The sequence below is a fragment of the Plantibacter sp. H53 genome, from assembly GCF_001650455.1.
Classification (GTDB): domain Bacteria; phylum Actinomycetota; class Actinomycetes; order Actinomycetales; family Microbacteriaceae; genus Plantibacter; species Plantibacter flavus_A.
In genome coordinates, this window is sequence record NZ_LWCT01000015.1 from 1 (window position 1) to 10,900 (window position 10,900).

General features: G+C 70.4%; 10 protein-coding genes. 4 read left to right on the forward strand and 6 right to left on the reverse strand.

Annotation, left to right across the window (positions count from 1 at the left end; translation table 11 throughout):
- Positions 1 to 242: 242 nt before the first annotated feature.
- A complete protein-coding gene (locus tag A4X17_RS09525; protein ID WP_064295440.1) occupies positions 243 to 563 on the forward strand; it encodes a hypothetical protein in 321 nt (106 codons plus the stop codon).
- 64 nt (positions 564 to 627) lie between these two features.
- On the opposite strand, the gene ligD is transcribed toward A4X17_RS09525, so the two are convergent.
- From ligD to A4X17_RS09540, 3 genes are all read right to left on the reverse strand, one after another.
- Positions 628 to 1,653 (reverse strand): non-homologous end-joining DNA ligase, encoded by a 1,026-nt coding sequence (gene ligD / locus A4X17_RS09530; protein WP_064295441.1) that lies wholly within the window; start codon positions 1,651 to 1,653, stop codon positions 628 to 630.
- A gap of 70 nt (positions 1,654 to 1,723) precedes the next feature.
- The gene (locus A4X17_RS09535) at positions 1,724 to 3,205 is read right to left on the reverse strand and encodes an MFS transporter (protein ID WP_064295442.1); all 1,482 of its coding nucleotides are present in this window, start codon (positions 3,203 to 3,205) and stop codon (positions 1,724 to 1,726) included.
- Positions 3,206 to 3,378: 173 nt separating this feature from the next.
- Positions 3,379 to 4,311: an alpha/beta fold hydrolase gene (locus A4X17_RS09540; protein WP_064295495.1), complete on the reverse strand. Its 933-nt coding sequence runs from the start codon at positions 4,309 to 4,311 to the stop codon at positions 3,379 to 3,381.
- 116 nt (positions 4,312 to 4,427) lie between these two features.
- On the opposite strand from A4X17_RS09540, the gene A4X17_RS09545 reads away from it, so the two are divergent.
- Complete coding sequence (locus A4X17_RS09545; RefSeq protein WP_064295496.1) at positions 4,428 to 5,264, forward strand: DUF1206 domain-containing protein; 837 nt, start codon at positions 4,428 to 4,430, stop codon at positions 5,262 to 5,264.
- A gap of 92 nt (positions 5,265 to 5,356) precedes the next feature.
- Positions 5,357 to 7,195 carry a DEAD/DEAH box helicase gene (locus tag A4X17_RS09550; protein ID WP_064295443.1) on the forward strand — a complete coding sequence of 613 codons (1,839 nt, stop codon included), beginning with the start codon at positions 5,357 to 5,359 and terminating at the stop codon, positions 7,193 to 7,195.
- Positions 7,196 to 7,279: 84 nt separating this feature from the next.
- Here the strand turns inward: A4X17_RS09550 and A4X17_RS09555 are convergent, their stop codons facing one another.
- From A4X17_RS09555 to A4X17_RS09565, 3 genes are read right to left on the reverse strand one after another with little or no spacing between them, the layout of a single operon-like run.
- Entirely contained in the window at positions 7,280 to 7,843 is a 564-nt protein-coding gene (locus A4X17_RS09555; protein ID WP_064295444.1) for a hypothetical protein, read from the reverse strand.
- A gap of 57 nt (positions 7,844 to 7,900) precedes the next feature.
- Entirely contained in the window at positions 7,901 to 9,259 is a 1,359-nt protein-coding gene (locus A4X17_RS09560; RefSeq protein ID WP_082916067.1) for a cell wall metabolism sensor histidine kinase WalK, read from the reverse strand.
- Complete coding sequence (locus A4X17_RS09565) at positions 9,252 to 9,929, reverse strand: response regulator transcription factor (protein WP_064295445.1); 678 nt, start codon at positions 9,927 to 9,929, stop codon at positions 9,252 to 9,254. Before A4X17_RS09565 ends, A4X17_RS09560 begins: the two co-directional genes overlap by 8 nt.
- Positions 9,930 to 10,051: 122 nt before the next feature.
- Between A4X17_RS09565 and A4X17_RS09570 the strand changes: the two genes are divergently transcribed.
- On the forward strand, positions 10,052 to 10,879 hold the full coding sequence (locus tag A4X17_RS09570; protein WP_157583430.1) for an AraC family transcriptional regulator: 828 nt from the start codon (positions 10,052 to 10,054) through the stop codon (positions 10,877 to 10,879).
- The last annotated feature ends 21 nt before the right edge of the window (positions 10,880 to 10,900 follow it).

A 10,900-nucleotide genomic window follows, 5' to 3' on the forward strand; every position in this document is an offset into this window, starting at 1 on the left:
GTGTTGGGGGTGCTGTGGGGCGGGATGCACGCGCCGGACAGCACGTTCGACGCTAGCAGCCCACTCCACCGAACGGACCCCCAAGGGACGATCACCCGGGCTGTGCTACGAGCAGCGCGGAGGTGTGAATCCCTGCAGAGTTGCTTGGCAGTTCCCGCAGAGGATCGGCCTCGGGGTGGCATCTCGCCGAGAACCCGAGCATGGTGGGGAACTCGTATTCGCGAACGGAACGGAGAACACACATGCTCACCCTGACCGAGAACGCCGGCCGAGTCGTCAAGACCCTCGCCGAGAACGCACCACTCACCCCGGGACTGGTCGTCCCGGACGACGCGTCGTCGCTCACGCACGGCGCCGGACTGCGCATCAGCAGCAGCTCCGACGACAACAACTTCGAAGTCACCATGACGGCGACGCCGCACGAGGCCGACCAGGTCATCGAAAGCGCCGGAGCGACCGTCTTCCTCGAGGAGTCCGCAGCCGTCGCCCTGAGCGACGCGGTCCTCGACGCGCAGATCGACGAGCAGGGCGGCGTCCGCTTCGCCCTCGGCAAGGCCGAATAGCGCCCTGAGTCCACAGAACGCCCGGTGATCCACGATCACCGGGCGTTCGTGTGTCCGGGTGGGCTCAGTCCTCGGCGTGTCTGGCGCGACTCGGCTGCACCCGTGGCGGCTCGCCCGGCATCTTCGGGAAGTCGGGAGGGAACGGGAGCTCGCCCAGCCCCTGCTCGAGGTCCCGCTCCCACCACTGCAGGAGGACGTCGATGCGCCCAGCGGTGTCGTGCATGCCGGCCCACGGGTCGCCGGTCGTCCGGAGTCGCTCCGGGACGGTCCGCACTGTGAAGGAGCCCGGGTCGATCTCGGGGAGTTCGTCCCAGGTCACCGGGCACGAGACGGTCGCCGAGGCCAGCGCACGCGGGCTGTAGGCGCCGGCCATCGTCCGATCGCGGTTCGCCTGGTTGTAGTCGACGAAGATGCGTTCACCACGCTCCTCCTTCCACCACGAGGTCGTGACCCGGTCGGGATCCCGTCGCTCCAGTTCCCGAGCCGCCGCGATCACGGCGTGCCGGACGTCGAGGAACTCGTGCTCCGGCTCGATGGGCGCGAACACGTGGACACCTCGGTTGCCGGAGGTCTTCACGAACCCCGTCAGACCGACCTCCGTCAACAGCTCCCGCAGCGAGCCCGCAACGCGCACGGCGTCGGCGAAGTCGGTTCCCGGCTGCGGGTCGAGGTCGATCCGCAGTTCGTCCGGATGGTCGGTGTCCGACGCCTGTGACGGCCACGGGTGGAACACGACCGTGTTCATCTGCGCGGCCCAGACGACAGAGGCCGCCTCGTCGAGGACGAGTTGCGGATGCCGCCGGCCACTCGGATACACGACGTCGACCGCCCGGACGTACTCCGGCGCCCCCTTCGGCGGGTTCTTCGAGAAGAACCACTCGCCGTCCACGCCGCCTGGGAACCGCTGCAGGGACACCGGACGGTCGCCGTTGGCGGCGAGGAAGGCCGGCGCGACCTCGATGAGGTATTCCGCGAGCTCCCGCTTCGTGACACCGGACGCCTCCCAGAGCACGCGGTCGGGACTGGAGAGACGCACCTCGCGGTCGCCGTGCGGTCCGGGGACGGTGAGGACGATCGCGGTGCTGGCCATGTCGGACACGGTACGCCGACGGCACCCTGCTGTCAGGAGGCTTGTGCTCGACGAAGCGGCGCCGTCCCGCTCAGCCCAGGTGGACGGCCTGCTGGTCACCCGAGGGCAGGAGGTCCTCCTTGCGACCGCGGATGCAGACGACCGCGATGACGCTCGCGATCACGAGGCCGACCGCAGCCGCGATGAACGCCGCCGAGTAGCCCTGGGTGAACGCCACGAGCTGCGAGGCCTGATCCGTGACCGTCGCCTGGTCGGTGACACTCGCGTAGACCGTGGTGAAGACCGACAGGCCGATCGACCCACCGATCTGCATGGAGGCGTTCGCCGTGGCGGAGGCCGCACCGGCGTCGTGCGGGGCGACTCCCGTCAGCGCGAGGTTCTGCATCGGGACGAAGATCATCGCCATGCCGATCCCGAGCACGAGCAGCGCCGGCAGCACCTGGACGAAGTAGTCGCCGTCGGCCGTGATGCGGCTGAGGTATACGAGGGCGGCCGCCGCGACGAGCGGACCGATGATGAGCAGCGGGCGCGGGCCGATGGCCGGCAGGAGCTTCGTGGCGATCGGGGCGACGATCATGATCGCGACGGTCATCGGGAGGGTCGCGATGCCCGCCTCGAGCGGCGGGAAGCCGAGCACGATCTGCAGGTGGAACGTCAGGTAGAGCAGGGCACCGATCATGACGCTGCCGACGATCATCTGCATGAGGAAGGCACCGCCGCGGACCCGGTCCGCCACGATGCGCAGCGGGAGCAGAGGCTGCGCGACACGCATCTCGATGAAGACGAAGAGGGAGAGGAGTCCCGCACCGAGCGCGAGGAAGCCGATGGTGTCGGCGCTCCCCCAGCCGCCCTCGGCCAGCGTGAAGCCGTAGACGAGGGAACCGAGGCCCAGGATGACCGTGATCGCACCGAGCCAGTCGTAGCGGTTGTCGCCCTCGGCCTTGCTCTCGGTAACGAGGATGAGGCCGGCGATGAGTCCGACGATCACGAAGGGCACGTTGACGAGCAGGCACCAGCGCCAGTCGACGAACTCGGTCAGCACGCCGCCGAGGATCAGGCCCACGGCCGCCCCGGCACCGGCGACGGTACCGAAGACGGCGAAGGCCGTGTTGCGGTCGCGGCCGTGGGCGAAGGTGACGGTGAGGAGCGCGAGTGCGGCGGGCGCCATGAGCGCGGCGAACACGCCCTGCAGGCCGCGCGCGATGATGAGTTCGGTCCCGCTCTGGGCGAACCCGCCGAAGGCCGATGCGGCGCCGAAGCCGACCATGCCGACCAGGTAGGTGCGCTTCCGGCCCCAGTAATCGGCGATGCGGCCACCGAGCAGCAACAGCGCGCCGAACGCGAGGGCGTAGGCCGTGACGACCCACTGACGCTGCGTGTCGGACAGCTCGAGCTCCTGCTGGGCTGCCGGAAGGGCGATGTTCACGATCGTGCCGTCGAGGACGACGATGAGCTGCGTCATCGCGAGGACGACGAGGACCCACCAGCGGCGGGCCGGGGAACCGGACGGTGCTGTGGTGGGATGCGATGCGGTGGCTGCGGATGCAGACAAGGAGGACCTCCGTGCGAGGGGTGTGGGTGCTGGGGGTTTCCAGCCCCAGATCGATGCTCGACACACGGCGCGGGTGCAGCACGGTGCGGACGATCAACCACCCCAACCACGAAGTCGGGCAGAGGACCAGGATAGCGGATGCCGACGTCGCTGCACCCGCGAGGCCACGCGGATCACTCCGAGGTGAAGAGATCGAGCACGGCCTCCGGGTGTTCCACCGCCGCGAAGTGCCCGGTCGCCGGCAGGGTGCGCAGTCGCAGGTCCGGGACGAGAGCGGTGAGGACGGCTGCATCGTCGGGCCCGACGAAGACGTCGCGGTCGCCCGTCATGCAGCGGACGGGACACCGCACGCCGCGCCAGACGTGCAGGTCGTAGGCGGCGGCCGCTCGGGCCGCCAGGAGGAACGACGCCGGCCGGACGTCGGCTGCGAGCGCGTCGACGACCGAGCGGTCGAGGTCCCGACGTCGTCCGAACAGGGGCGACATGAGCGGTGCGAGCAGACCGATCCGGTTCAGCGCGCGGACGAGCCCTGGCCCGCGTCCGCCGAGCGCCTGCAGCATCCGCATCGCGAGGAGCATGCCCGCGAACCACGGGAGCCGGGCGCCGCCACCGAGCGGCTGCCGGATCGCCTCGACGACCCCGATCCCCGTCGGTGAGACGAGGTCGACCCGGATCGTCGCCTCGGGTTCGCGGACGGCGAGGTCGAGCGCGACGAACCCGCCGAGCGAATGCCCGACGAGACGCCAGGACAGGTAGCCGAGCGAGCGGGCGACGGTCGCGACGGCGGTGGAGAGGTCTCCGACCGTCACCGGATCGGCGGCGGGAAGTGCCGATGCACCCCACCCCGGGAGATCCACGGCGATGACGTCGTCGACGACCGCGCCCCGCTCGTCGTCGGCGCGGAGGAGGGGTGACCAGGTGGTCCAGGAACCGGCGGCGCCGTGCAGCAGGATCGTTGCCGGTCCACCCGCTTCGCGCCCCGCACGGACGGTGACCGGTCCGAGATCGGTGTCCACCGTGACGCGTCCCAGGCCGAGCGCGGTCGCATCGGCGGTGATCACGGAGGGGTCGTCCGGCGGGGCGGGACGCGAGGGGTTCACGGGCATGCGTGTCATTCGGAAACGAGGTGCCGCTCGGATCGGTGCTCGATCGACGACGCCGGTCCACCGGCACGGCGCGCAACCCCCCTGGTGGTCGGGAACCCGGCCGCTACCGTGGTCTGATGCCTGAGAACGCACGCGCCGCCGCAGACCAAGCCGCTGGAACCGCACACAACAGCACGACCCTCCGCACGCTCGCCCGCACCGGTCACGCCGTCAACGGGTTGCTCCACGTCCTCATCGGCGGGATCGCGATCTCCATCGCCCTGTCCGGCGCGAGCGGTGGATCCGGCGGCGGCGGTGACGCGGACCAGTCGGGTGCGCTCAAGACGCTTGCAGGCACGCCCGGCGGGATCGTCATCATCTGGGTCGTCGCCGTCGGCCTGTTCGCCCTCGGTCTCTGGACGGCGATCTCCGCCTTCCTCGTGCGCGAATCCGACACCCGCAAGCGGTGGAGCAAGCGGATCTCGACCGCCGGACGCGCGATCGCCTACCTCGCCGTCGGATCGACCGCGCTGACCTTCGCCCTCGGCGGCAGCCAGGACTCCTCGCAGTCCAGCCAGGGCCTCACAGCGACACTCCTGTCCTCCCCCGGCGGGGTGTTCGTCGTCATCGTCGTCGGCCTCGTGGTCATCGGCATCGGCGGCTTCTTCGTCTTCAAGGGCGTCACGCGGAAGTTCCTCGAGGACGTGCACCCGCCCACCGGCACGACGAAGCGTGCCGTCGTCGTCCTCGGCGTCATCGGATGGGTCGCCAAGGGGATCGCACTGGTCACCGTCGGCATCCTGTTCCTCGTCGCGGCCGCCACCCAGGACCCCGAGAAGGCCTCCGGCATGGACGGTGCCATCTCGGCATTGGCCGCGCTCCCGTTCGGCGTCGTCATCCTGCTCGTGGTCGGCGTCGGGCTGATCGCCTATGGACTCTTCTGCGGTGCCCGGGCGCGCTGGGGCAGCCTGTAGGACGGTGAGGCGGGCGCCCCGGGCGACGGCGCGGACCGGTCGGCTCCAGACCATGTCCTGCAAACGCTTGCGTTGCGACTACCGTTAGGAGTATGACGTCTTCTGATTCCACGACGCAGCCCGAGGCGGAACCCGCCGGCGCTACGCAGACCTTCTCCGACCTCGGCCTCGACGACGCGGTGCTCAAGGTACTCAAGGACGTCGGCTACGAGACCCCGTCCGCCATCCAGGCGGCCACCATCCCGCTGCTGCTCGAGGGACGCGACGTCGTCGGCCTCGCACAGACGGGCACCGGCAAGACCGCGGCGTTCGCCCTGCCGATCCTGTCCCGCCTCGACATCACGCAGAAGACGCCGCAGGCGCTCGTCCTCGCACCGACCCGTGAACTCGCCCTCCAGGTCTGCGAGGCGTTCGAGAAGTACGCCACCCACCTGCGCGGCGTCCACGTCCTGCCCGTCTACGGCGGCCAGGGCTACGGCGTCCAGCTGTCGGCCCTCCGTCGCGGCGTCCACATCGTCGTCGGCACGCCGGGTCGCATCATGGACCACCTGGAGAAGGGCACCCTCGACCTCACGGAGCTCAAGTACCTCGTGCTCGACGAGGCCGACGAGATGCTGAAGATGGGCTTCGCCGAGGATGTCGAGACGATCCTGGCCGACACCCCGAAGGACAAGCAGGTCGCGCTGTTCTCCGCGACGATGCCGTCGTCCATCCGTCGCATCTCCGCGAAGTACCTGAACAACCCGGAAGAGATCACGGTCAAGACGAAGACCACGACCTCGGCCAGCATCACGCAGCGCTACCTGACGGTCTCCTACCCGCAGAAGGTGGACGCGCTGACCCGCATCCTCGAGACCGAGAACTTCAGCGCGATGATCATCTTCACGCGCACGAAGAACGAGACCGAGACGCTCGCCGAGAAGCTCCGCGCACGCGGTTACTCGGCTGCCGCCATCAACGGCGACGTCGCCCAGGTGCAGCGCGAGCGGACCGTCAACCAGCTGAAGGCAGGCAAGCTCGACATCCTCGTCGCGACCGACGTCGCCGCGCGCGGTCTCGACGTCGAGCGCATCAGCCACGTCGTCAACTACGACATCCCCGTCGACACCGAGTCCTACGTGCACCGCATCGGTCGCACCGGCCGCGCCGGACGCACGGGCGACGCGATCAGCTTCGTCACACCGCGCGAGCGCCACCTGCTGAAGGCCATCGAGCGGGCCACCCGTCAGCCGCTCACGCAGATGCAGCTGCCGAGCGTCGACGACGTCAACGCGACCCGCCTCACCCGCTTCGACGACGCGATCACCGAAGCGCTCGGCCAGACCGAGCGCATCGAGCGTTTCCGCGAGATCATCGGCCACTACGTCTCGCACCACGATGTCCCCGAGGCCGATGTCGCCGCGGCGCTGGCCGTCGTCTCCCAGGGCGAGACGCCGCTGCTCCTCTCCGCGGAGGACGAGCGCCGCCGTCGTGAGGAGTTCGACAACACCAACCGCGGCAACGACCGCGCCGGTCGCGACCGTCGCGACTCCGGTGACCGCGGCTCGCGCTTCGACCGCGGCGACCGGAGCGACCGCGGCGATCAGGGCGACCGCCCCGAGCGTCGCAGCCGCCCGTCCAGCGGACCGATGGCCCCGTACCGCATCGCCGTGGGTCGTCGCCAGAAGGTCGACCCGCGTCAGATCGTGGGCGCGCTCGCGAACGAGGGTGGTCTGAAGCGCGAGGACTTCGGTGCGATCCAGATCAAGCCGGACTTCTCGATCGTCGAACTCCCGGCGAGCCTCGGCAACGACGTCTTCGACCGTCTCGAGAACACCCGCATCAGCGGCAAGCTCATCGAGCTCCGTCCCGACCGCGGCGGCCCGGCCCGCCGACGCGACGACGAGGGCGGCACCGGCGGCGGCTCGTACGACCGCAAGCCGCGTTCCTAGCACGCCACACAGACGACGAGAGCCGGACGGAATCCTGGGATTCCGTCCGGCTCTCGTCGTTCCGCACCCGGCGGGGTGCGTCCGTCAGTCGCGCGGGTCGAGCACGCTCGTGACTACGGCGTAGTCCGCGTCGAGCGTGATCTCGAGCTCGTCGCCGTTCTCGAGGAGGACGTCGACCTCGAACGCCTCGCCGGGGTCGTCACTGCGGTCGACGTCGGTCACGGTACCGCCCTTCGCCTCGGCGAGCGCCGCCTTCGAGGCCGCGTCGAACTCGGTGTCGGTCAGCGGCACGTCGTCGGCGTCACGGGCGTCGCGGTCGTCGGTCGCCGCCGTGGTGTCACCGTCGTCGACGGCGGTGCCACCGTCGCGGTCGGTGTTCGACGCCGCCGTGACGCGGTCGTCGTCGGCGTCGCCGAACTCGTCCACGGCGTAGGCGGCACCGGCTCCACCGAGGGCGAGGGCCCCGACGACGATCGCGGTGATCCACACGGGCTTCCGGCGCCAGAAGGCCGACTTCCCGGAGGTCGCCGGGGTCGCGGGGATGGCGGTGTGATCGGTCGTCTCGACACGGTCGATGGGCTCGATGCGCTCGGTGGCTGCGGTGTCCTGCGTACGATCGGTGGGCTGGGAGGCGGTGTTCTCGTTCATGTGCCCCAGACTGTCCGAGGAGCGCTGAAGCGGACCTGAAGCGAGCTGAAGCCGCGTTCAGGAAGCGGACGACGCCGGGAGCGTGACGATGAACGCCGCACCGCCGAGCGCGCTGTCGACGAGTTCGATCGACCCACCGTGCAGCCGCACGACGTCGGCCACGATCGCCAGGCCCAGGCCCGAACCGCCGGCGTCACGCGAACGGCTCTCGTCGAGGCGGACGAACCGTTCGAACACGTGTGCGCGGGACTCGACCGGCACGCCGGGGCCGTCGTCCTCCACGGAGATCCTGACGAACCGACCATCGGTGGCGGATCCCAGTCGGACCACGGAGCGCGCGTGCCGGACGGCGTTGTCGACGAGGTTCCGCACCACCCGGGCGAGCAGGACGTCGTCGCCGTCGCCCCTCGCCGCCGCGACGGCCGCGGACTCGACACGCAGTCCGCCTGCAGACCGAAGGCGAGCGGCCTCCGCCAATAGGAGGTCGTCGACGTCGACCGTGCGCCGCCCGGTGCCCACCGCCCCTTCGTCGAGCTTCGCGAGGAGCAGGAGTGACTCGACGAGCCCCTGCATCCTGGCACCCTCCTCGAGGACCATCGAGGACAGCTCGGCCGGATCGACCCGGTCCGGGTGGAGCGCCGCAACCTCGGCGTACTGCCTGATCACCGCAAGCGGTGAGCGGAGCTCGTGGGAGGCGTCCGACACGAACCGCCGCTGCGCCGTCTGGGCGTCCTCGAGCCGCTCGAGCATGCCGTTCATCGTCCCGGCGAGGCGACCGATCTCGTCGCCCGTGTCGGGGACCTCGATCCGTCGGTGCAGCTCGCCCGCCCCGAGCTCCGAGACCTCACGGCGGATGCGTTCCACCGGCGCCAGCGCACGCCCGACGAGCAGCCAGGTCAGTCCGCCGACGAGGGCGACGAGCACGGGCACCGCGATGAGGAGGAGCATCGACACGAGTCCGACGGCGTCGTCGGTCTCCTCGAGGGAACGGCCCGCGAGGACGACGAGGTCACGGCCGTCGACGTCGACGTCCTCACTGGCGAACACCACCGGCTCGTCGTCGACGACCGAGACGAACACGTCACCGTCCGGGATCGGCGTCGGGAGCTCGATCTCGTCGTCCGTCCGGTCCACGACACGTCCGTCCTCGACGAGGACCAGGAGTCGACCGTCGTCCTCGGGCAGCGTCGTCGCGTCGGCCGCGACGAGCTGTGCCGAGACGCTCTCCGCCTCGGCCGAGGCGCTCTGCTCGACGCCGGAACGCAGCGCCGCGGAGAACAGGCCGACGAACGCCACGGAGCCGACCCCGAGGAAGACTCCGACCGCGAGCACCGATCCGAGCGCCGCGCGGGCTCGGACGGAGCGCCACAGCCGCCGTCGGGGCGCGACCGCTCCGTGCTGCCCGCCGTCAGCCACGACCGCCCGCCAACCGGTATCCGAACCCGCGCACGGTCTCGATCGAAGCACGCTCGAAGGGGCGGTCCACCTTGTTGCGGAGATGTCCGACGTAGACCTCGACGATGTTGGGGTCGCCCTCGAAATCGTCGTCCCAGACGTTCTGCAGGACCTCGCGCTTCGACACCACCTCGCCCCCGCGTCGCATGAGGAACTCGAGGACCGCGAACTCGCGCGAGGTCAGGTCGATCGGGACGTCGCCCCGGTGGACCTGCTTCGACGCCGGGTCGAGCCGCAGTTCGCCGACCTCGAGCACCGTCGGCCGCTCCCGCGATCCACGCCGGACGAGTGAGCGGATCCGTGCGACGAGCACCGCGAAGGAGAACGGTTTGCTCAGGAAGTCGTCGGCACCGGTGTCGAGGGCCTCGACCTGGTCCCAGTCGCCGTCCTTCGCCGTGAGCATGAGGATCGGGGTCCAGTCGCCCGCGTCGCGGAGCTGCTGACAGACGCGGTAGCCGCTGAGGCCCGGCATCATGATGTCGAGGATGATGGCGTCATAGCGATGCTCGCCGGCCATCCACAGGCCGTCGACACCGTTCGCAGCGACGTCGACCGCGAAGCCCTCCGCCTCGAGCCCTCTCCGAACACCGTCGGCGAGTCGCACCTCATCGTCCACGACGAGTATCCGCATCCGGTGCAACCTCCAGGGTCCGTGCCGGTCGACGGTCGAGCGGCGCGTCCCAGTCTGGCGCGGACGAGCTGAAGCAGTGCTGAAGCGGGACGGTCCGGCGCGGACCCCCGTACGCTGGAGCAGTGCCAGTCCCCGCCGCCGCCGACCCGTGGGACCAGTCCCTCGACGCGACGGACACGGCTCCGGCGCGCCGCCGACTCCCCCTCTACGAGGCCGGCGCGATCCCCGTGCCCTTCGTCATCCGCGGCAACACCGAGCGGATCGCGCGGGACACGCACTGGGACGAGCACTCCCACCCCACGCACGAGCTCCTGTGGAACGATCGCGGCGCATCCACCGCGACCGTCGACGAGCGTGTCTGGACCGTCACCCCGCACCACGGTCTCTGGATCCCGGCCGGTGTCCGCCACACCGGATGGACCCCGGCGGGCACCTGGCAGCGGGCCGCGATGTTCAGCGTCGATCGGGTCCCGATGATCTCCGAGCAGCCGACGGCGGTGGAGGTGACGCCTCTGCTGCGTCTCCTGCTCGATCGGCTCAGCGACGCCGAGCTCGAGGACCGCGCGCGTGCCACCACCGAGGCCGCCATCGTCGACGTGCTGGAGCCGGCCGAGCACGAGCTGCTCCTCCGAGTCCCCCGGTCGGCGCTCCTGGCACCCATCGCCGAGCGCATACGCATCGACCCGTCCGACACGACCTCGCTCGTCGACTGGGCCACCCGACTGGGCGTGAGCACCCGGACGGTGACGCGCGCCTTCGAATCAGAGACCGGGTTGGGGTTCACCCGCTGGGTCGCCGCCGCCCGTGCCCAGCACGCGATCACCCGGCTCACGGCGGGTGACAGCATCGACGAGGTCTCGACCGCCGTCGGGTACCGCTCGTCGACGGCGTTCGGGACCGCGTTCCGCCGCGTCACCGGCATGAGCCCCGGGCGATTCCGGAACCGCTAGGACGGATCGGTGGATCCGCGA